Here is a 19,261-nt window from a genome sequence, read left to right as displayed (position 1 = left end):
GAGTACATCAAGTACTACAACCAAGAGCGAATCAGATTGAAATTGAAGGGGCTAAGCCCGGTAAAGTACCGGGAACAGGCCCAAGCAGCCGCCTGACCCCACCGTCCAAGTCTCGGGGGTCACTTCACCATGGGGGCTTGGCCGCGGCATCCATGCCGCGGACACCCCCGCGAACCCAACCCGACCGCCCTCTGACAGATGGCTGTGGCCTGCACCACCCACGGAAAAGAAAAAGAACAGCAGAAGCGGGTCGCGCGCTGCGCTTGCTCGTGTAGAGCCGAGCCTGCGCTCGGCTTCGCGACAGGGCCAGGAAGCAGCCGAGCGTGGGCTCGGCTCTACAAAAAGCAGCCGGCCAAGCTGCTTTTGCTTTTGATCTTCTTTTTTCTTCTCCGTGGGTGGCGGCAGGCACCAGGAATCTGTCAGCGGCCGGGAGGGTGGGTAGGGCGGGGTGTCCGCGGCATGGATGCCGCGGCCAAGCCCCCATGGATGGGTTCACGGCGTCCCCGGCCTACCCACCCTCCCGGCCAGCCCACAGGAAACCGGCTTTCCGCGACCAACCAAACCACCCACGAGGGGCTGCGCCGTTGGCGGGAATCCCCGCGATTCGTTAGCCGGAAGTTAAAGATCCGTAAGCATTCTGCTGCGATCCCGCAGTCATCTGCATGCAACCGATCGTCATTAGCCTTCGTGACGTTCCAGTCAGGTTCGACGCGGTAAGCTCTCCCTCGATGAGCTCGCAGCATCGCTCATCGAGCGCAGTACGCAGTAGCAATTTGGAGGAAGACATCACATGGCAATCGTTCTTTATGTCGGTGGTAGCAAGGATGGCGAGAAGGGCGTGGTGCCCTACGGCTTCAGCAAATCCCGCGCCGACACCGCGCTGGGGCCGGAGTTCTACACGGAGCGGTTCATGGAACTGCAGGGTGTCGGCAAGGTCCGCCTGATGGCCCTGGAAGGCATGCGTGACGACATCGTCATGCAGCGCGCCGCCCGCCACTACCGCTGACCGTCGCAACACGCGGCAGGGCGCGCCCACCATCGCGCGCCCGCGCCGGCATCCCAGCCCCGGGCCAGTCCGAGCCCGCTCTTTGCCAGGATGCCGGCGTCCAATCCGGCTTCGCCGCTGAACCTCGCCCCCTGTCAATGCCTTGTCCGGCTCCGTCGCGGATTGCCAGAATGGGGGCTTCCCGAAACGCGGCACAGACCTGAAGCAATGCACGACGCCAAGAACGCCCAGAGCGCGCTCGCCCAGCAGATCGCCCAGACCATCGCCGACGAAATCGGTGCCCAGTCCGCCCAGGTACGCGCCGCCGTCGGCCTGCTCGACGAAGGCGCCAGCGTTCCGTTCATCGCGCGCTACCGCAAGGAAGTGACCGGTGGCCTGGACGACACCCAGCTGCGCAACCTGGAAACCCGGCTGACCTACCTGCGCGAGCTGGAGGACCGTCGCGCGGCGGTGCTGGCCAGCATCGGCGAGCAGGGCAAGCTCAGTGACGAGCTGCGCAATGACATCCTGGCCGCCGATACCAAGAGCCGGCTGGAAGACCTGTACCTGCCGTACAAGCCCAAGCGCCGCACCCGTGCGCAGATCGCCCGCGAGGCCGGCCTGGAGCCGTTGGCCGATGGCCTGCTGGCCGACCCGACGCAGGACCCGCAGACGTTCGCGGCCACCTTCGTCGACGCCGACAAGGGCGTGGCCGACGCCAAGTCCGCGTTGGAAGGCGCGCGCGCGATCCTGATGGAGCGCTGGGGCGAAGACGCCGCGCTGGTCGGTGAACTGCGCACCTGGCTGGGCGAGACCGGCGTGATCCGTGCCCGCGTCGCCGAGGGCAAGGAAACCGAGGGCGCCAAGTACCGCGACTACTTCGAGCATGCCGAGGCGCTGGCGAAGATTCCGTCGCATCGCTTGCTGGCACTGTTCCGTGCGCGCCGCGAGGAGATCCTGTTCCTGGAACTGGACCCGGGCAGCGATGCCGAGGCTGGCCATCAGTACGCCGAAGGACGCGTGGCGCGCAAGGCCGGCATCGCCGACCAGGGCCGTGCCGCCGACCGCTGGCTGCTGGATGCGTGCCGGCTGACCTGGCGTGCCAAGCTGCACACCCATCTGCTGCTGGACCTGTTCAACCAAGCTCGCGAAAAGGCCGAAGCCGAAGCCATCGCGGTGTTCGGCGACAACCTGAAGGACCTGTTGCTGGCGGCACCCGCCGGCCCGAAGACCGTGCTCGGACTGGACCCGGGCATCCGCACCGGCTGCAAGATCGCCGTGGTCGATGCCACCGGCAAGCTGGTCGCCACCGACACCATCTACCCGCACGAGCCGCGTCGCCAGTGGGAGCAGTCGCTGCAGACGATCAAGCAGCTGTGCGCCAAGCACAACGTGGAACTGATCGCGATCGGCAACGGCACTGCCAGCCGCGAAACCGACAAGCTGGCCGGTGAAGCGATCAAGGCCGCTGCCAACCCGAAGCTGCAGAAGGTAGTGGTCAGCGAGGCCGGGGCGTCGGTGTACTCGGCGTCCGAGTTCGCGGCCAGGGAGTTCCCGGAGCTGGACGTGTCGCTACGTGGGGCGGTGTCGATCGCCCGCCGCCTGCAGGACCCGCTGGCCGAACTGGTGAAGATCGAACCCAAGGCGATCGGTGTCGGCCAGTACCAGCACGATGTGGATCAGTACCGCCTGGCGCGCGCGCTGGATGCCCGCGTGGAGGACTGCGTGAACGCGGTGGGCGTGTACGTGAACACCGCTTCGGCTGCACTGTTGTCGCGGGTGTCCGGCCTGTCGGCCACGGTGGCCGAGAACATCGTGCGCCACCGTGATGCGAACGGCCCGTTCAAGCGCCGCAAGGACCTGCTGAAGGTCGCGCGCCTGGGCGAGAAGACCTTTGAACAGTGCGCGGGCTTCCTGCGCATTGCCGACGGTGATGAACCGCTGGATGCTTCGGCGGTACACCCGGAAGCCTACCCGGTGGTCGAGCGCATCGTTGCCAGCACCGCGCGCCCGATCAAGGCGCTGATCGGTGATGGCAGCTTCCTGCGCGGCCTGAAGGCCGAGCAGTTCACCGATGCCACCTTCGGCGTGCCGACCGTGCGTGACATCCTCAAGGAACTGGAGAAGCCGGGCCGAGACCCACGCCCCGAGTTCAAGGCGGCACGATTCGCCGAGGGCGTCGAGGACATCAAGGACCTGCGCGAGGGCATGGTGCTCGAGGGTGTGGTCAGCAACGTGGCGGCCTTCGGTGCCTTCGTCGATATCGGTGTGCACCAGGATGGCCTGATCCACATATCGGCACTTTCCGATACGTTCGTGAAGGACCCGCGCGACGTGGTCAAGGCCGGCGATATCGTCAAGGTGAAGGTGCTGGAGGTGGACGTGGCGCGCAAGCGCATCGCCCTGACCCGGCGCCTGGACGATACCCCCGGGCAAGCCACCAGCCGCCCGGGACAGCGTGATGAGCGCGGTCATGGGCAGGGTCCGCGCCGCGATGCAGGCGGCCAGAACCGCGGGCTGAACCGGGGTCAAGGCAATGGTGGCCGTCCCGCCGCGTCCGCGCCCCCGGCCAACAACGCCCTGGCCGAGGCCTTCGCGCGCGCCAAGCGCAGTTGAGGACCGCGTTCCCCGTCACACTTGATTCATGGCGGGGGACTTGTCGATTTTCCCCGTGATTGCGCACACTTGCGCTTGAGGGGAGGCGTCCGGCCACCCCGCTGTTGCTGGGGAGGGCCATGACGCCAGCACCACCCGTTGCTCGTACCGGCGGTCGCAGCGCTGCGCTGCGTTCGGCGCCTGCCCGTGCCGGCAGGAGACCGGATTGATGCCGGGCCAGGGCATCCACGGCAATGGACTGCTGGAGCGCCGCCTGCAGGAGCTGGCGGAAGAGCGTCGCCGCCTGGCGATGATCATCGACGGTACCGCCGCGGGAACCTGGGAATGGAACGTGCAGACCGGCGAGATGCGGGTCAATGCGCGCTGGGCCGAGATCGTCGGTTACCGCCTGGAAGAGCTGGAACCCATCTGCCAGAAGACGTTCCTGAGGCTGGTCCATCCCGATGACATTGCGTTGTCCGATGCTGCGCTGGACGACCATTTCCAAGGGCGCAGCGACAACTACGCCTGCCTGCTGCGCATGCGCCACAGGAACGGCCAGTGGATCTGGATCCAGGACCGTGGCCGCGTCTTTGAATGGGACGGGCAGGGCAAGCCGCTGTGGATGGCCGGTGCCCATGCCGACGTCACCGAGCTGCAGCAGGCGAGACAGGACGCGGCCGAAACCCGCCAACGCCTGCAGGCCGTGGTCGATGCGTCCGATGAGGTAGCGGTGATCGCCACCGATACCGATGGCACCATCACCCTGTTCAACACGGGTGCGGAGCGCCTGCTGGGCTACAGCGCAGCGGAGGTGGTCGGCCAGCGCCGGCTCGATGCGTTCCACGATCCGGAGGAACTGAATGCCTGGCTGGAGCCGCTGGCCGATGCCGAGGGCAACCTTCCCGACGTGTTCGAAGCGCTCAGTGCCCGCGCTGACGGGCAGACCTACTCGCGGCAGTGGACGTTGCTGCGCAAGGAGGGCCTGCCACGCCAGGTGCGCCTGTCGATCAGCCGCATGGAAGGTGCCGATGGCGCACGCATCGGCTACGTCGGCATGGCCATCGACATCACCGAAATTCTGCAGGCACGGGCCGAGGCGCGGCTGTCGGCGGAGAAGTTCGCCGGTGCATTCACGTCGGCGGCGTTGGGCATGGCGCTGGTGTCGCTGGAGGGGCGTTGGCTGGACGTCAATGATGCGCTGTGCCGGATCCTGGGTTACCCGCGCGAAGAGCTGCTGCAGGTCGACTTCCAGCGCCTGACCCATCCCGATGACCTGCAGACCGACCTGGCCCTGGTGCAGGACCTGCTGGCCGGACGGCGCAGCCATTACCACCTTGAAAAGCGCTATCTCGACCGCGACGGCCGCATCATCTGGGCGCGGCTGTCGGTGTCGCTGGTGCGCAGCGAGCATGGCCAGCCGCTGCACTTCGTGTCGCAGATCCAGGACATCACCGCCCAGCGCAGCAGTGAGCAACGCCTGTTCGAGAGCGAACAGCGCAGCCGCATCACCCTGGATGCGGTGGCCGACCTGGTGCTCAGCGTCAACCTTGACGGCCGCATCGACTATGCCAACGCGGCCGCGGTACGCACCCTGGCCGGTGATGGCGCGCTGTCGCTGGCCGGGCACAAGGTGCAGGACGTGCTGGCGCTGACCACCGAGTACGCGCCCGGCTCGGTACTGGATGTGTCGGTACTGCTGGACCCGGAGAGCAACGCGGTGGACCTGCACGCCGACCTGCTGCTGCGCCTGGGCACGGCAACGGTGCCGGTGGACCTGACGCGGGCCTGGCTGCGCGATGACGAAGGCCATGTGCGCGGCGCGGTGTGGGTGCTGCGCGACGACACCCAGCAGCGGGCGCGGCAGCGCGAAGCCCGCCACCTGGCCGAGATCGATCCACTCACCGAACTGAGCAACCGCCGCGGTTTCGAGGTGCACCTGCAGCAGGCGATCACCCGCGTCGAGCGCACCGGGCAGGCCGCCTCGCTGATGTACATCGATCTGGACCGCTTCAAGCCGGTCAACGACACCTGGGGCCACCTGGCCGGCGATGCCGTGCTGTGGGCGGTGGCCAGTGTGCTGCGACATGGTGTGCGTGATTCGGACGTGGTGGCGCGGCTGGGCGGCGACGAGTTCGCGGTGATCCTGTCCGGGTGTACGCCGCGTCGTGCCGCACGGATCGGTGGTGAACTCCTGCAGACCCTGTCAGCGCTGTCCATTCCGTGGGATCAGCATCGGCTGCGGGTCGGTGCCAGCATCGGCATCGCGCCCTTGGCGGGGGGCATGAGCGTGGACCAGGCAGTGGCCGCTGCCGATGCACAGTGCTACCGGGCCAAGGCGCTGGGGCGCAACAACGTGCAGGTGCAGGGCGAGCTGTCGGAGCTTCCAGGCGACGATGCCGATGCCGCCCAGGACTGATCTCAGCCTGTGAGAGGGCACGCGCGAATACTGCGCGCATCTCCCCTGAAGCAGGTGAACCCATGAATGTCTGGAACCCGGTTGCGGTACGCATGTTCATTCCGGCCCTGATCGGCTGGTGCCTGGCGCTGGCCACCTGCCTGCGCGCCGAACAGCTGCGCGGCGACCCGTACGCGCAGGCGTTGTTGCCCGTGCTGCAGCAAGGCGCGGTCGCGCTGCTGGTCCTGAGCCTGGCCTGCACGGTTGCGGCCTGCGTGTTGCTGTGGCGGCATGGCCGCGGCGACGGCGGGCGTCTCGCTTCCGGCACTACACCCGTGCCGCGTCCATCAGCAGGACCCGGCACGGTGCGCGCTGGAACGCGTTGATCTGAGGCACCAGACGCTGGAAGTGCTCGCTGGCGCAATGGATATCCAGAGCGTCGCGGTCCGGCCATTGCTCGATGAAGACGAAATGCCCGGGGTCCTTCTGGTCGACGAACAGTTCATAGCCGAGGCAGAGCGGCTCTCGCCGCGTGCATGCGACCAGCTCGCGGTACAGGGGAAGCACGGTGTCCACCGCATCGGGATGGATGAAATCCTCGGCGATCACTTTCAGCATGTCGGCACCTGCAGACGGGCCTTGCAGGATAGTGCCAGCGCATCGCGTGCACCTATCCTGGTCAACGCAATACCGTGTCCGTACTGACCAGCTGCACGTCGTGCATCTGATTGAGGTAGGCCTCGTAGTAGCCCTTGTGCGAGGCACCGACGATGGCCAGCATTCGGCTGCCAGGGTGCAGGCCCAGCACGTCGCGGATGTTGGCGACCATGCGCAGGTTGCGGGTTTCCCAGTAACCGACATACATCCGGCCGAACGCCTTGGAGGACGGCTCGACGAGCGTCGCGCCGAAGTCGCTCTGGTACGCTGCCATCGCTGCCGCCGGGCTGTTGTAATCCCGATACAGCGCCATGACGCCGCCGGGCTTGTCCAGATTGGCCACGAGGCGTTCATCGGCCTCCCGTCGCGCCCGCAAGTACGTATTGTTCCAGGCACCGGTGATGGCTGCACTGGCCGCCGCCTTATCCTCTGCCGGTGTGGGAGAATCGGCCGTGTGGTCGTCCACGGCCCACAGCCGTTCATGCCCGAGGCGGGCGGCAACGACGGCGGCGATCAGGCTGGTTTCATTGCGGCGGACCAGGCCTTTGCCGAGGATCTCGACCAGGGCCGGCGTCAGCCCATCGCCGGCTTTGCGCTCGGACGCAGGCAGGCGCAGCCATTGCACCTGCGCCGAGCCGCGTTCGCCCGCAGCCAGGAACAATGCGGCGAGCCGACGACGCTGGGCGGGCGTCGGCTCGTCCGGCCATGTCGCAAGCAGTCGCTCGGCCTGGGCGTTCGCTGAAGGCACGTCCAGGCCGGTGGCAGCCTGCGCAGCGGTGGTGTCGAAGCAGTAGGTGGCCACGCTCTCCGCATAGCGTTCCGGGTAGCGACGCATGGAATCGCACTGGAGGCCGGACAGGTCTTCGGTGGCGATCAGCCCGGGCTTCCAGGCGACCAGTCGCTGCAGCAACGGTTCAAGCAAGGCGGGCTGGAAGGACTTTGGCAGGCCGGACAGGTGGGCGGTGCCCAGTACCAGCACCTCGTTCGGTCGCCCTGCAGGCGGCCCCTTCAGCTGGTCCGGCTGGAAGGCGGGCCGATAGGTGGCATCGGCAGCGAGGGCGCCGGTACTGCACAGGCCCAGGATCAGGAAGCTGGCCAAGCGTGGGAACATGCGATCTCCGTGTCAGTGAGCGTCCTGCGGTTCGCTGCATGCTGGCCATTTTCACCTGCCATGGAATCGCCCGTTGGTCATGCAAACCTTTTGGGCTTGAACTGCATCGGCGTGCCGGGCAAGGCTATGCCCAGTGACGGCGGCAACGCGCGATATGTTCCGTGACGACAACCCTTGCCCCGCCGAGCGTGAGCAGAATGTGAAGTACATCGCGATTGTCTACCGCGTCCCTGCAGCCGCATCTGAAGTTGCGACGGACGTCGCGTAATCCGGCTAAAGCCACCGATCGCCTCGCCGATACTCCCTCTGGATCCCGCTCCAGTCACCCGCCGCAGGACCCCAGGCCGTCCCCGATGGTCGGCCCGCGCTGTGTGTTCCGCCGCTCCCAGATGCCGATCGCACCCGCAGCAGACGTTCGTGGCAGTCGCTCGAGAGGTGCCGGTCGGCACCTGTAGTCCCTGGCACCTGAAGTTGCCGCCGGGCATCCCGCCCGTCGGGTCGCAACCGCTTACCGGACACCGAGGATCAGACAATGCTCATTCCAGGCTTCACGGCGGGCGCGCAGGCACCGGCCGAGCTGCATACCCGTTGGTCGCCGTGGCGTGCCCTGCTGGGCGCGCTGGCGCCCCAGCACCGCACCGGCGCGGAGGCCGTGTCCGACGGCCGTGCCGAGCTGGAAGCCCAGGTCGCGGCGCTGCACCGGGTTCAGGCGGTCATCGAGTTCGCCCTCGATGGCACCATCCTGCAGGCCAATGACAACTTCCTGCAGGCGATGGGCTACCGGCTGGAGGAGATCCAGGGAAAGCATCATTCCCTGTTCGTCGATCCCGAGCAGGCGCGCAGCGCCGAGTACCGCGACTTCTGGGCGCGGCTGGGGCGTGGCGAATATGACGCTGGCCAGTACCGGCGCTTCGGCAAGGGCCAGCGCGAGATCTGGATCCAGGCCTCGTACAACCCGGTGCTGGACCGGCAGGGGCGGCCTTACAAGGTGGTCAAGTTCGCCACCGACATCACCGCGCAGAAGCTGCAGGCGGCCGACTCGGCCGGGCAGCTGGCGGCGATCGACAAGTCGCAGGCGGTGATCGAGTTCGGCATGGACGGTCGCATCCTTTCGGCCAACGACAACTTCCTGGCCGCCACCGGCTACAGCCTGGACGACGTGCGTGGCCAGCACCACTCGCTGTTCGTCGAGCCCGAGTATCGTGGCAGTGCCGAGTATCGCCAGTTCTGGGAGAAGCTCGGCCGTGGCGAATACGATGCCGGCCAGTACCGGCGCCTCGGCAAGGGCGGGCGCGAGGTCTGGATCCAGGCGTCCTACAACCCGATCCTGGATCTCAATGGAAAGCCGTTCAAGGTCGTCAAGTACGCCACCGACATCACCGCGCAGGTGCATGAGAACCAGGCCATGCAGCGCGCCGTGGCGCAGACCCGTGAAGTGGTGGCGGCCGCGAAGGAGGGCGACCTGACCCGGCGCGTGGCCACCGCCGACAAGCACGGGCCGATCGCCGAGCTGTGCGAAGGCGTGAATTCGCTGGTCGAGGCGATGGCTGCGATCATCGGCCAGATCAAGTTCGCCGCCGACACCATCGCCGTCGGTGCCACCGAGATCGCGCAGGGCAACAGCGATCTGTCGCAGCGCACCGAGCAGCAGGCAGCGTCGCTGGAGGAGACCGCGGTGTCGATGAAGGGCCTGGCCGAGACCGTGCAGCGCACCGCGAGCAACGCACGGCAGGCCAGTCAGCTGGCCGGTGGGGCTGCCGATGTCGCTGCGCGTGGCGGCAACGTGGTGCACGAAGTGGTCGAGACCATGGCGGTGATCAACGCATCCTCGCGGCGCATCGTCGACATCATCGGCGTGATCGACGGCATCGCTTTCCAGACCAACATCCTTGCCTTGAACGCCGCGGTGGAAGCCGCGCGTGCGGGCGAACACGGGCGTGGCTTCGCCGTGGTCGCCACCGAGATCCGCGAACTGTCGCAGCGCTCGGCCAGTGCCGCCAAGGAGATCAAGCAGCTGATCGATGCGTCGGTGGCCAATGTCGGCGCCGGCACCGCGCAGGTTGAGAGCGCCGGCCGCACCATGGACGAGATCGTGCTCAACGTGCGCCGGGTCAGTGACCTGATGTCCGAGATCAGCACGGCCGCACAGCAGCAGAGCGACGACATCCAGCAGATGAACCACGCTGTCGATCTGATCGACCAGGGCACCCAGCAGAACGCTGCGCTGGTCGAGGAAGCCTCGGCCGCGGCGCGCAGCATGGAGGAGCAGTCAGCGCAGCTTCTGCAGACCGTGGCCAGCTTCCGCGTGCAGGGTGGCGCGGGGCACCTGCACGGCGCGGCGGTGCTGCGTGCGGTCTAGGCCCGGCGGTCGGAGTGCTGTTCCCCGGCCTCGTGGCTCGGCCTGCTCATGCGCGGCCTGCCAGGCTACGCCGATGCTGATGGTCACATGGGCCTCAGCGGCGGGCAGGGCGGCGGTTTCCACGGCGGCGCGCAGGCGCTCGCAGGGTGGCGATGAATTCCTCGCCGCCGTCGCGGGCCAGCAGGTCATCACTGCGTTGCGGGCAGCCGTCGAGGATCGCGGCGACCGCCTGCAGGTTGTTGGCGTCCCCAGCGCCAGCGCTGATCGGATGCGTCAGGCAGATGGCGGGCGATCTGCAGCGCCATCGCCCGTTCGGAAACGTGGCCCCAGCTGGTGTGCTCGATCACGCCCGGCAGCGAGAGGTAGTGGGACGAGGCGACGGCGTCGGACGCCCGCAGGAGGGGCAATCGCGCGGGCAGGGCATGCTGGGGCATCTTCGCCAGTGTCGGCGCTCTGGCCCGGGAAAAGCAAAAGGCCAGATCACGGACCTGGCCTTTGATGCTGTGGTGCCGGTGAAAGGACTCGAACCTTCATGGGGTCACCCCCGGCTGATTTTGAGTCAGCTGCGTATACCATTCCGCCACACCGGCAGGCAGCGTACGAGTGTAACCGAGGTCGGCAGGCGATGCATAGTAGGAGGGCCTATGAGGGCGGTTCCTGTCGGCATTGGCCCCTTGATAGCTATACTCCCAGCGTGCAATTGCCTCCAGGAGCGGTAGCCGATGACAGTGTTGCAGGACCTGAGGGTGCTGGTGGTCGAGAACGACGAAATGAGTGCGGCCCTGCTGCAGATGCAGCTGGTGCATGCCGGTGCGGTCGTGGTTGGCCTCGCAGCGAGTGTGTCCGAGGCCCTGCGGCTGCTGGAGCAGAGCACTCCTGACGTGGCCCTGCTGGATTACCGCCTGGCCCGCAACGAGACCAGTGAGCCGGTGGCTGCAGCGCTTTCAGCGCGTGGCATTCCGTTCGTGCTGGCCACCGGGATGCTGGCCGAGCAGCTGCCGGCGCCGATGTTGGCCGGCCTGCTGCTGGTCAAGCCGTACCTGTCGGCTGATCTGTCACGCGCGCTGGCGCGAGCGGTGGGTCGCTCCAGCGTCAAGGCCTGAGCCGTCCGTCACGGACCGGCAGGGGGGATACTGCCGACGGCTGAATGCTCGCGTCTGCGAAGTTCGGCGGCAACCCCTGATCCAGGAACCCCGTCCAGGCGGGGTTTTTCAATTGCGTCCGGCGCTCAGCCCGCTTCCTCGTACACGTAACGGATCTCCTCGCGGTCATCGAGGATGCGGTACTGGCGCGCCAGGTCATCCGGTTCGGGGTTGAGCCAGGCGTCGAGGTGTTCCTTGCGGATCGGCACTACCCCGCGGTCATGCCCGGCAGCGGCGACGTCGCTGGGCGGTGCGTCGGTGATCGTGGCAAACGACAGCAGGCGGCCTTCCGGTCCTTCCCATTCTGCCCAGAGGCAGGCCAGCAGCAGGTCGCGGGGCGGATCGGGACGGAATTCGAGCACCACGTCCTGTTCCTTTTCGTCGGCACCGAGGGTGCGGCCGGCGATGGCGTGGCGGGGCACGTGCTCGTAGAACGCCTGTACCACCACCACGCCGTGGCGCAGTCCGAACGCACCCCGCCAGTAACCTTCCAGGCTGTCGCGCCGCGCATTGTAGGTGCCGGGGTAAAGCACGTCGTTGCGCGCCGGCTTGTCCGGCAGCCGGCACTGGTAGCGCATCGGCTTGATCATGCGCTGGCCGTTCTCGCTGACCATCACCGGTGCGTAGGTGCCGGGGAAAATGCGGTTGTCACGCGGCAGCAGCTGCACCCGATGCAGGTCTTCCAGCCGGGCCTGTGCGCGCTCGATGCGGTTACCGGCCACGCGCAGGTCGTTGCGCGCCTTCTGCGTGGGCCGGGTGGCCAGCGTGGCATGGGCAATATCGCGTCGTTCGCGTTGCCGGGCCAGTTCGGCCTCCAGGGCCTGTTGCTCCTGCGCATGCCATTGCTGGATCTTCGCCACGATGTCCCGGCCCTGTTCGGTACGCGCACCGGCGAATCCGTCATCCATCGCCTTCGGGGTCTTCGGCCGTTTCTTGCCCGGATCGTGTGCGTACAGTTCGGCGAACTCCTCCAGTGACAGGATGGCGCCGAACTCGCGTACCAGCTTGGCGTAGTCAGCGCGGATCAAGGCGGAATAGCACATGGGACTCTGGGGGCCTGGGTCGCAGCGGCTGCGACGTGGATGCGGCAGGATAGCCCGACCCATCCGGAGATGTCGCATGAATGATTCCATCACCTGCCAGTTCCGCGAAGCCGTGCCCACGGTCGAGGACTATTGCCAGTTGCGTGTGCTCGCAGGCCTCAGCGCCAAGACCCGGGAAGCAGCTGCGCGCGCGCTGCCCAATACGTTGTTCGGCGTGTGTGCCTACCAGGGTGCAGAACTTGTGGCGATGGGGCGTATCGTCGGCGATGGCGGCTGCCACCTGCAGGTCTGCGACATCGCGGTGCTGCCGCGGTTGCAGGGGCAGGGTCTGGGCAAGGAGGTGATGCGGCGCCTGGACGGCTGGATGCGGGCCAACCTGCCGCCGTCGGCGTATGTCAGCCTGCTGGCCGATGGCGAGGCGCATCGGTTGTACGCGCAGTTTGGTTTCGCACCGACTGCCCCGGCATCGATCGGGATGTATCGGCGGTTCTGAGCCGTGGGCGGGATGAAGCCATCCACGCATGGCGTGGATCTACCCGGGCCCTGCAGTAGATCCACGCCATGCGTGGATAGGGCCTTCCCAGGAATCACAGGCAAAGAAAAACCCCGACCGGAGTCGGGGTTTTCAAGAATTGGCGTCCCCACGGGGATTCGAACCCCGGTCGCCACCGTGAAAGGGTGATGTCCTAGGCCTCTAGACGATGGGGACGCACGAAAACTTCAAGTTGTAGATCCTTCGACGGCCTAATGTCGAGGTGGTGGAGCCAAGCGGGATCGAACCGCTGACCTCCTGCATGCCATGCAGGCGCTCTCCCAGCTGAGCTATGGCCCCATGAAACTCCGGATATCTGCCGGGAGCAGAGTCCGTTTTGAAACTGGCGTCCCCACGGGGATTCGAACCCCGGTCGCCACCGTGAAAGGGTGATGTCCTAGGCCTCTAGACGATGGGGACGCACGAAAAACTTCAAGTTGTAGAACTTTCGACGGCCTAATGTCGAAAGTGGTGGAGCCAAGCGGGATCGAACCGCTGACCTCCTGCATGCCATGCAGGCGCTCTCCCAGCTGAGCTATGGCCCCGTGTTACCGAGCCGCCTATCATACCTGCGTGTTCACGTTTGTGGAAGTTTTTTTTGAACTTTTTCGTCCCGGTTCAACCGTTGCCACCAAGGGCAGGGGAACCGCAACGCCACAACCTGAATGCCGGTAGGCGGTGAACAAAAAGACCCGGTTATCGGCCGGGTCCTCGTTGTTCGTGATGAGTGGCGTCCCCACGGGGATTCGAACCCCGGTCGCCACCGTGAAAGGGTGATGTCCTAGGCCTCTAGACGATGGGGACGCAATTCTCATCAATGTTCTTTAGCGACCTTTCGACGGCCTAATGCCGAAAGATTGGTGGAGCCAAGCGGGATCGAACCGCTGACCTCCTGCATGCCATGCAGGCGCTCTCCCAGCTGAGCTATGGCCCCACGTCGCTGAGGAGCGAAATAATAGCCTTGCCCCAGAGGGTTGGCAAGCATTTGTTGCACTTTTCTTCACGCGCGTTGCGAAGGGAACGACGATCACACGTACTCAGTCGGCGCCGTCGGTCAGCGCCGCCAGGATCGGGCACTGATCCAGGGTGCCGTGGCCGGGGCAGGCGTCGACCAGCTGCGAGAGCGCGCTGTGCATGCGTTGCAGTTCAGCCATGCGCTGCGCGATGTCCTGCAGTCGGGCTTGCGCCGCGTCGCGCACGCTGCCCATGTCCTGCGGATGGCCATCACTGAGTGCCAGCAGTTCGGCGATTTGTTCCAGGCTGAAGCCCAGCGTCTTGGCGCGGCGGATGAAGCGCAGCCGGCGCAGGTCCTGCTCACCGAAGATGCGATAGCCCCCGGCCGAGCGTGCCGCGGTGGGCAGCAACTGCTGGCGCTCGTAGTAGCGCACGGTATCGATCGGTACGCCGGCCTGGCGCGCCAGTTGACCAATGTTCATGGCGGATTCCTGCGGATGCTGCCGGTCATTCTGAAGCCTGGAGTCAGGTCCAGGGTCAAGCTCCCGTCGCTGACGGCGCATTCAGCGCACTTTGCAACTTTCTTCATAGCCCCGCCGTCGTGGCAGTTCCTACCCTGCGCCTGAACCGGCCGCTGGATGGCCTGCAACGAACCGAGGAGATGCTCTGTGGAAGGATTCAGGAACGAGGGATTCGTAGAGGTCGCGGTGGTCGAGTACCCGGGAGGGGACCCGTCGGCGGCCTCGGTGCTGACCGAAATGGCACACGTCGCCAACCGGCTTGCCCAGCAGCAGCGTCGCCCGTTCAAGCGTGTCCTGGTGACCCGCTGGGTCGTGCCAGCCAGCCAGACCGGCGTGCATCGCGTTGCCGGCGCGGAGATGCTCGAGGCGGACATTCCCGCCGTGATCGCCGTGCCTGGCCAGATCAGTCAAGGCGTCTGCCTGCGCGCCGATGAGGTCCTGCTGGATTGGCTGCGCGCGCATTACGATGGCGGCAGTCTGCTGGCAGCTGCCAGCGATGGTGTCAGCATGCTGGCACGCGCGGGTCTGCTTGCCGGCCGCACCGTCAGTGGGCCGGACCTCGGGCGTCATCCGGGCCTGCAGGGACCGTCGGCCAGCTGGGTGCCCAGTGAGCGTGCGCTGGTCGACGACGGTGACCTGCTGACGGTGGCCGGTTCCCAGGCCTGGCGCTTCCTCGCCCTGCGCCTGCTGTACCGGCTGCACGGTCAGGGCGTGGCGAGCTCCGTGGCGCAGCAGCTGGGGATCACGGTGCCAGCGGCGATCCAGCAGGATCTGGAGCGTTTCAGTGCCAACTTCGCCCACGGCGATCGCGACGTACTGAAGGCGCAACGCTGGCTGCATACCACCGCTGCGCGTGGGGCCACGCTCGGAGCGATCTGCGAGGTTTCCGGACTGGAACCGCGGACTCTGCAGCGGCGCTTCCTGAAGGCCACCGGCCTGCGTCCGATCGAGTATTGCCAGCGGTTGCGTATCGCCAAGGCGCAGACATTGCTGCAGCAGGGGGCGGGTATCGATGAAGTGGCCTGGGGCGTGGGCTATGCAGACCAGAGCGCATTCCGCCGCCTGTTCCTGCGCATTGTCGGAATGACGCCGGCCAACTATCGCCGGCAGGTCAACAACAATCGGCGCGAACGACCGCTGTTGTCGTCGGTGGCGGGCAGCCTGCGCGGGCTGCAACCGGCGCCTGGCATGCAGATGCCGCGCAGCGCGGCCTGAAGCCTGCGGTGGGCGTCGCACTTGCAACCTGGGCGCGACGCTTTGACCATGCAGGCAACGAGATGATGTGACAGGTGGGTTGATGTCGAGTGTTGGACCGGTGCCGATGCCGGTGGTGCTGATCCTGATGTGCGTGCTTATGGCCATGGCGGTGGCCCACCTGTGGCCGCGGCCGAAGGACGGGATGGCAGTGCCTTCCGCGGCCAGCCTGGTCCTGGACATGTTGCTGATCGGCCTGCTGTGTGGACGCATCAGCTTCGTGGCCTTGAACTTCGCGCTCTACCGTGAGGCCCCCTGGAGCATCCTGCAGATCGCCGACGGTGGGTATCACCTTGCCGTCGTGCTGGTTGCGGGCCTGGCGTGGGGCACCTGGCGGCTGCGGCTGTGGCGCGCGTTGCGTGCGCCGGTGCTGGCGGGAGCCCTGGTGGGTGTGGTGCTGTGGGCGGCGGGCAGCCACCTGCTCGCAGCATGGCAGGAGCGGCGAATGCCGCTGCCGGCGGTCCAGGTGGCCGATCTGCAGGGGCGCAGGATCGACCTGCAGCAATTCCGTGGCAAACCGGTGGTGCTGAATCTCTGGGCCAGCTGGTGTGGTCCCTGCCGTCGCGAGATGCCGGTACTGGCATCCGCACAGCAGACCCACACTGACGTGCAGTTCGTGTTCCTCAACCAGGGAGAAACCCTGGACGAAGTGAAGGGTTTCATCGCATCCGAACAGCTCCGGCTGGGCAATGTATTGCTGGACGATACCGCCTCGGCGTCAACCGTGCTGGGTGTACAGGCCTATCCATCGACGCTGTTCTTCGACGCCGAAGGCCGCCTGCGTGAACTGCACCTTGGCGAACTGACGGCGGCGGGTCTTGAACACAAACTGCGCCGGCTGCGGTAGCCTGCGCGGGCATCTCACTACGGAGTTCCCATGTTGTCGACTTCCCTGCGCATCGCTTCGGCGGTGCTGTTGCTGCCGGTCATGCTGGCATTGGCCGCCTGCAGTCAGGCCCAGACCCCACCAGGCAAGGCAACGGCAGCGCCGGCAGCGAGCGCTCAGGCCCCAGCGGCCAAGGGCGAGCGCCCCGCAGTGCTGAAAGGCATCGAGAAGCACGGTTTTGAAGTCGTTGCCGAGTTCGATGCACCGGGTGGCCTGCGTGGATTCGCTGGCGTGGTGGGTGGGCAGCAACCGGCCGCAGCCTATGTCACCGCCGACGGCAAGCATGTGCTGGTAGGCAGCCTGTTCGATGCCGAGGGCAACGACGTGGCCGCCGAGGCGGTGGAGAAGCTGGTTTCAGCACCGATGTCGGCCAGGATGTGGACCAAGCTGGAGGCCAGTGCCTGGGTGCGTGACGGCAAGGCTGATGCGCCGCGCGTGGTCTATACCTTCAGTGATGCCAACTGCCCGTACTGCCACAAGTTCTGGGAAGCAGCGCGTCCGTGGGTCGACGCCGGCAAGGTGCAGTTGCGCCACATCATGGTCGGCGTGATTCGTGAGGACAGCCCGGCCAAGGCTGCGGCCATCCTGTCTGCGCGTGACCCGAGTGCGGCCTTGCTGGAAAACGAACACCAGTTCGACCGTGGTGGAATCAAGGCCCTGCCGAGCATCAGCCGCGAGATCGCCGGCAAGCTCGATGCCAACCAGGTGCTGATGATTGAAATGGGCTTCCAGGGCACGCCGGGCATCCTGTTCCAGGATGCACAGGGCCAGGTGCAGCGTCGCGCCGGCCTGCCACAGGGCGCTGACCTGCAGACGGTGCTGGGCCCGCGCTGACCGGCACCCACGCCGTGATGCGACATCACAGGCCCACATGGCAGCATGCGGGCCTGTTGCTTTTCGTCACCTGTGCGGGTGATGCAGGCTGCGCACCTCCTGTTCGTCGTCACGTCTGAATCGTGACTGACATCAAGCATCGCGCCTTGATTCCAATCAAGGCCAAAAACGACAGGCGGATTAGCCTGTGACGCATGGAATACAGCGTCAACGCGCCAGGGATGCCGCGCCTGACACGCCCTGAACCGGGGCAGTCGGCACAGCCATTCACGACGTTCTCACTCCCTGGTTGTTACCCAGACCGCTGCGGTCGCCACCTCTCCGGCAGTGCGGCCCTGATGGCGTCGATATCGGTACGGGCGGGGCAGTGTCATCGTCCTGTTGCCTGCCACGTGCAGGCTGGCCGGTGTCGTCGACGCAGTACCCGCATTTCCAGCAATGGCAACGCAATGTCGGAGCTGCGCCTGTGCGCGCGCCGTCAGTGCGCTGCGAATGTTCGTCCAGGGAGGATGCAATGCGCTTTGCGGTACTGAGTCTGGCCTGCCTGACCGCGCTGGCGGTCACGCCAGCCTATGCGCGGCAGAATGGCCAGGAGGATGCGCACGCATTGCGCCAGGAAATCGCTGCCATGCGACAGGCACTGGAGGGCATGCAGAAGCGCCTGGAACGGCTCGAACAACGCGAGGGCGCTGTCGCGGCCGCTGCGCAGGTAGCGGCGCCGGTGACACCACCTGGCAGCAGTGCCAACCTGCTGCATCCCACCCAGGTGCCGGGTGTGGCGCAACCGGTGCTGCCGCAGCGCGAATCGGTGGCCGATCCCTCAACGGCGGCCTCGCGTCCCGACAGCGCTGCTGGGCCGACCGACCCGGATCTGAAGGGCTTCTTTGCCATTCCAGGTACTGACACGGTGATCCGCATTGGCGGCTATGCCAAGCTCGATGCGATTGCCGATTCGCGTGCGGCCGGTGACGAGGATCAGTTCATCCCTTCGTCGATGCCGGTGGGCGGCAGCCATCGCGATGTTTCCAATTTCAACATCCACGCCAAGCAGACCCGCTTCAGCTTCGAGGCGCGGCGCCCGACCACGCACGGCAACCTGCGCTTCTACCTGGAGAATGATTTCTTCGGCAGCAGCGATGGCTACGCGTTCCGCCTGCGCCATGCGTATGGCCAGCTTGGCAATACCTATGCCGGCTACGGTTACTCCAGTTTCATGGACCCGGACAGCCTGCCCGACACGCTCGACTTCGCCGGTCCCGGCGGCGCCGGCTATCTGCTGGTGGCCGGCATCCACCAGAGCTTCGCGATGGGCAAGGGCAACACCCTGACGCTGGCCGCCGAAGACCCCAGGACCGAACTGGCCGGTGCCAGTGATGAACGGGCCGCAGTGAACCGGCTGCCGGATGTGACCGTGACCGCACGCATGGAGCGTGACTGGGGCCATCTTCAGCTGGGCGCGGTGGCGCGCAGCCTGGCCTATGACGGCGAGGGCGAGCGCGACCGGCGCATGGCCGGCGGCCTGCAGTTCAGTGGCTCGGCATCGGTTGGCGAGCGCGATCTGTTGCTGTTCGGCGCGCTCGGCGGGCGCGGCCTCAGCCGCTACACCGCGGACCTGACCGGCTCCGGGCTGGACGCGGTGGTCGGTGCCGATGGCCGTCTTGACGCGCTGGACCTGCACGGCGGCTTCGTCGGCTACACGCATTACTGGTCCGGGCTGTGGCGTTCGAACCTGATCTTCGGCCAGCTGACCCTGGAGCGGAACGCGGCACTCGCTGCCGACGCCTTCCGGCAGAGCCGATACGGCGTGTTCAACCTGATCTGGAGCCCGGCGCCGTCGTGGACGATGGGCATGGAGCTGCTGTACGGCCGCCTGGAACAGCAGGGCGGCGCGCGCGGCGACACGGTCCGGGTGCAGGGCAGCCTGCAATACAACTTCATCAAGTAAGCGCCAGCGGCGTTACGCCAGCGCAACCGTCCCCACGCCCGGCCG

The 19,261-nt window shown here is 66.4% G+C and carries 17 protein-coding genes, 7 tRNA genes and 1 pseudogene; 12 read left to right on the top strand and 13 right to left on the bottom strand.

Annotation, left to right across the window (positions count from 1 at the left end):
- From AC5P8U_RS16795 to AC5P8U_RS16775, 5 genes are all read left to right on the top strand, one after another.
- On the top strand, positions 1–96 hold a 96-nt coding region (locus tag AC5P8U_RS16795; protein WP_156476642.1), incomplete at its 5' end, for an IS3 family transposase.
- A gap of 694 nt (positions 97–790) precedes the next feature.
- Positions 791–1,006: a hypothetical protein gene (locus tag AC5P8U_RS16790; RefSeq protein ID WP_005417149.1), complete on the top strand. Its 216-nt coding sequence runs from the start codon at positions 791–793 to the stop codon at positions 1,004–1,006.
- A gap of 207 nt (positions 1,007–1,213) precedes the next feature.
- Entirely contained in the window at positions 1,214–3,601 is a 2,388-nt protein-coding gene (locus AC5P8U_RS16785) for a Tex family protein (RefSeq protein ID WP_072167437.1), read from the top strand.
- Positions 3,602–3,809: 208 nt separating this feature from the next.
- A complete protein-coding gene (locus tag AC5P8U_RS16780; RefSeq protein ID WP_072167438.1) occupies positions 3,810–5,999 on the top strand; it encodes a PAS domain-containing protein in 2,190 nt (729 codons plus the stop codon).
- 62 nt (positions 6,000–6,061) lie between these two features.
- Complete coding sequence (locus AC5P8U_RS16775; protein WP_188240864.1) at positions 6,062–6,364, top strand: hypothetical protein; 303 nt, start codon at positions 6,062–6,064, stop codon at positions 6,362–6,364.
- On the opposite strand, the gene AC5P8U_RS16770 is transcribed toward AC5P8U_RS16775, so the two are convergent.
- Both AC5P8U_RS16770 and AC5P8U_RS16765 read right to left on the bottom strand, forming a co-directional pair.
- Entirely contained in the window at positions 6,306–6,596 is a 291-nt protein-coding gene (locus AC5P8U_RS16770) for a putative quinol monooxygenase (RefSeq protein WP_061479066.1), read from the bottom strand. The two genes, AC5P8U_RS16775 and AC5P8U_RS16770, sit on opposite strands and share 59 nt — an antisense overlap.
- 61 nt (positions 6,597–6,657) lie before the next feature.
- Positions 6,658–7,746 (bottom strand): DUF5694 domain-containing protein, encoded by a 1,089-nt coding sequence (locus tag AC5P8U_RS16765; RefSeq protein WP_447897483.1) that lies wholly within the window; start codon positions 7,744–7,746, stop codon positions 6,658–6,660.
- A 532-nt stretch (positions 7,747–8,278) separates the two neighbouring features.
- Here AC5P8U_RS16765 and AC5P8U_RS16760 point away from each other — a divergent pair.
- Positions 8,279–10,105, top strand: coding sequence for a methyl-accepting chemotaxis protein (locus AC5P8U_RS16760; protein ID WP_353762554.1), 1,827 nt, complete (start codon positions 8,279–8,281; stop codon positions 10,103–10,105).
- Between the two features lie 27 nt (positions 10,106–10,132).
- On the opposite strand, the pseudogene AC5P8U_RS16755 reads toward AC5P8U_RS16760, so the two are convergent.
- The 3 genes and pseudogenes from AC5P8U_RS16755 to AC5P8U_RS16745 form a co-directional block, all read right to left on the bottom strand.
- A pseudogene (locus AC5P8U_RS16755) lies at positions 10,133–10,340 on the bottom strand (nucleotidyl cyclase domain-containing protein); the annotation flags it as partial.
- Positions 10,294–10,539 (bottom strand): hypothetical protein, encoded by a 246-nt coding sequence (locus AC5P8U_RS16750; protein ID WP_495214238.1) that lies wholly within the window; start codon positions 10,537–10,539, stop codon positions 10,294–10,296. The gene AC5P8U_RS16750 and the pseudogene AC5P8U_RS16755, both read right to left, overlap by 47 nt.
- Positions 10,540–10,609: 70 nt before the next feature.
- Positions 10,610–10,695, bottom strand: a tRNA-Leu gene (locus tag AC5P8U_RS16745).
- A 132-nt stretch (positions 10,696–10,827) separates the two neighbouring features.
- Between AC5P8U_RS16745 and AC5P8U_RS16740 the strand changes: the two genes are divergently transcribed.
- A complete protein-coding gene (locus AC5P8U_RS16740) occupies positions 10,828–11,208 on the top strand; it encodes a response regulator (RefSeq protein WP_061479069.1) in 381 nt (126 codons plus the stop codon).
- 125 nt (positions 11,209–11,333) lie between these two features.
- Here the strand turns inward: AC5P8U_RS16740 and AC5P8U_RS16735 are convergent, their stop codons facing one another.
- A complete protein-coding gene (locus AC5P8U_RS16735) occupies positions 11,334–12,290 on the bottom strand; it encodes an SOS response-associated peptidase family protein (protein ID WP_447897482.1) in 957 nt (318 codons plus the stop codon).
- Positions 12,291–12,366: 76 nt separating this feature from the next.
- Here AC5P8U_RS16735 and AC5P8U_RS16730 point away from each other — a divergent pair, with 76 nt between their 5' ends.
- Positions 12,367–12,783: a GNAT family N-acetyltransferase gene (locus AC5P8U_RS16730; RefSeq protein WP_353080314.1), complete on the top strand. Its 417-nt coding sequence runs from the start codon at positions 12,367–12,369 to the stop codon at positions 12,781–12,783.
- A 140-nt stretch (positions 12,784–12,923) separates the two neighbouring features.
- On the opposite strand, the gene AC5P8U_RS16725 is transcribed toward AC5P8U_RS16730, so the two are convergent.
- The 7 genes from AC5P8U_RS16725 to AC5P8U_RS16695 all read right to left on the bottom strand — a co-directional run bounded on the left by AC5P8U_RS16725 (position 12,924) and on the right by AC5P8U_RS16695 (position 14,258).
- Positions 12,924–12,999: transfer RNA gene (locus AC5P8U_RS16725), tRNA-Glu, on the bottom strand.
- Between the two features lie 47 nt (positions 13,000–13,046).
- Positions 13,047–13,122, bottom strand: a tRNA-Ala gene (locus AC5P8U_RS16720).
- A 44-nt stretch (positions 13,123–13,166) separates the two neighbouring features.
- Positions 13,167–13,242 (bottom strand) — tRNA-Glu (locus tag AC5P8U_RS16715).
- A gap of 49 nt (positions 13,243–13,291) precedes the next feature.
- Positions 13,292–13,367 (bottom strand) — tRNA-Ala (locus AC5P8U_RS16710).
- A gap of 183 nt (positions 13,368–13,550) precedes the next feature.
- Positions 13,551–13,626, bottom strand: a tRNA-Glu gene (locus AC5P8U_RS16705).
- Between the two features lie 54 nt (positions 13,627–13,680).
- Positions 13,681–13,756, bottom strand: a tRNA-Ala gene (locus AC5P8U_RS16700).
- 103 nt (positions 13,757–13,859) lie between these two features.
- The gene (locus tag AC5P8U_RS16695) at positions 13,860–14,258 is read right to left on the bottom strand and encodes a heavy metal-responsive transcriptional regulator (RefSeq protein WP_005417119.1); all 399 of its coding nucleotides are present in this window, start codon (positions 14,256–14,258) and stop codon (positions 13,860–13,862) included.
- A gap of 186 nt (positions 14,259–14,444) precedes the next feature.
- Between AC5P8U_RS16695 and AC5P8U_RS16690 the strand changes: the two genes are divergently transcribed.
- From AC5P8U_RS16690 to AC5P8U_RS16675, 4 genes are all read left to right on the top strand, one after another.
- On the top strand, positions 14,445–15,512 hold the full coding sequence (locus AC5P8U_RS16690) for a GlxA family transcriptional regulator (protein WP_227837751.1): 1,068 nt from the start codon (positions 14,445–14,447) through the stop codon (positions 15,510–15,512).
- 82 nt (positions 15,513–15,594) lie between these two features.
- The gene (locus AC5P8U_RS16685) at positions 15,595–16,398 is read left to right on the top strand and encodes a TlpA disulfide reductase family protein (protein WP_111201503.1); all 804 of its coding nucleotides are present in this window, start codon (positions 15,595–15,597) and stop codon (positions 16,396–16,398) included.
- Positions 16,399–16,428: 30 nt separating this feature from the next.
- Positions 16,429–17,271 (top strand): thiol:disulfide interchange protein DsbG, encoded by an 843-nt coding sequence (dsbG, locus tag AC5P8U_RS16680; RefSeq protein ID WP_088496182.1) that lies wholly within the window; start codon positions 16,429–16,431, stop codon positions 17,269–17,271.
- Positions 17,272–17,785: 514 nt separating this feature from the next.
- Positions 17,786–19,216, top strand: a complete 1,431-nt coding sequence (locus AC5P8U_RS16675; protein ID WP_447897481.1) for a DcaP family trimeric outer membrane transporter — start codon at positions 17,786–17,788, stop codon at positions 19,214–19,216.
- Positions 19,217–19,261 lie beyond the last annotated feature (45 nt).

The organism is Stenotrophomonas sp. YJH_SMC_81 (assembly GCF_059370875.1).
The sequence above is the reverse complement of the archived record's forward strand: the minus strand, read 5'-3'. Positions and strand labels throughout refer to the sequence as shown.

Excerpts from the sequence above, each read along its gene's own strand:
- AC5P8U_RS16790 (WP_005417149.1), top strand. The coding sequence starts at position 791 with ATGGCAATCGTTCTTTATGTCGGTGGTAGCAAGGATGGCGAGAAGGGC.
- AC5P8U_RS16785 (WP_072167437.1), top strand. The coding sequence starts at position 1,214 with ATGCACGACGCCAAGAACGCCCAGAGCGCGCTCGCCCAGCAGATCGCC.
- AC5P8U_RS16780 (WP_072167438.1), top strand. The coding sequence starts at position 3,810 with ATGCCGGGCCAGGGCATCCACGGCAATGGACTGCTGGAGCGCCGCCTG.
- AC5P8U_RS16775 (WP_188240864.1), top strand. The coding sequence starts at position 6,062 with ATGAATGTCTGGAACCCGGTTGCGGTACGCATGTTCATTCCGGCCCTG.
- AC5P8U_RS16770 (WP_061479066.1), bottom strand. The coding sequence starts at position 6,596 with ATGCTGAAAGTGATCGCCGAGGATTTCATCCATCCCGATGCGGTGGAC.
- AC5P8U_RS16765 (WP_447897483.1), bottom strand. The coding sequence starts at position 7,746 with ATGTTCCCACGCTTGGCCAGCTTCCTGATCCTGGGCCTGTGCAGTACC.
- AC5P8U_RS16760 (WP_353762554.1), top strand. The coding sequence starts at position 8,279 with ATGCTCATTCCAGGCTTCACGGCGGGCGCGCAGGCACCGGCCGAGCTG.
- AC5P8U_RS16750 (WP_495214238.1), bottom strand. The coding sequence starts at position 10,539 with ATGCCCCAGCATGCCCTGCCCGCGCGATTGCCCCTCCTGCGGGCGTCC.
- AC5P8U_RS16740 (WP_061479069.1), top strand. The coding sequence starts at position 10,828 with ATGACAGTGTTGCAGGACCTGAGGGTGCTGGTGGTCGAGAACGACGAA.
- AC5P8U_RS16735 (WP_447897482.1), bottom strand. The coding sequence starts at position 12,290 with ATGTGCTATTCCGCCTTGATCCGCGCTGACTACGCCAAGCTGGTACGC.
- AC5P8U_RS16730 (WP_353080314.1), top strand. The coding sequence starts at position 12,367 with ATGAATGATTCCATCACCTGCCAGTTCCGCGAAGCCGTGCCCACGGTC.
- AC5P8U_RS16695 (WP_005417119.1), bottom strand. The coding sequence starts at position 14,258 with ATGAACATTGGTCAACTGGCGCGCCAGGCCGGCGTACCGATCGATACC.
- AC5P8U_RS16685 (WP_111201503.1), top strand. The coding sequence starts at position 15,595 with ATGTCGAGTGTTGGACCGGTGCCGATGCCGGTGGTGCTGATCCTGATG.
- dsbG (WP_088496182.1), top strand. The coding sequence starts at position 16,429 with ATGTTGTCGACTTCCCTGCGCATCGCTTCGGCGGTGCTGTTGCTGCCG.
- AC5P8U_RS16675 (WP_447897481.1), top strand. The coding sequence starts at position 17,786 with ATGCGCTTTGCGGTACTGAGTCTGGCCTGCCTGACCGCGCTGGCGGTC.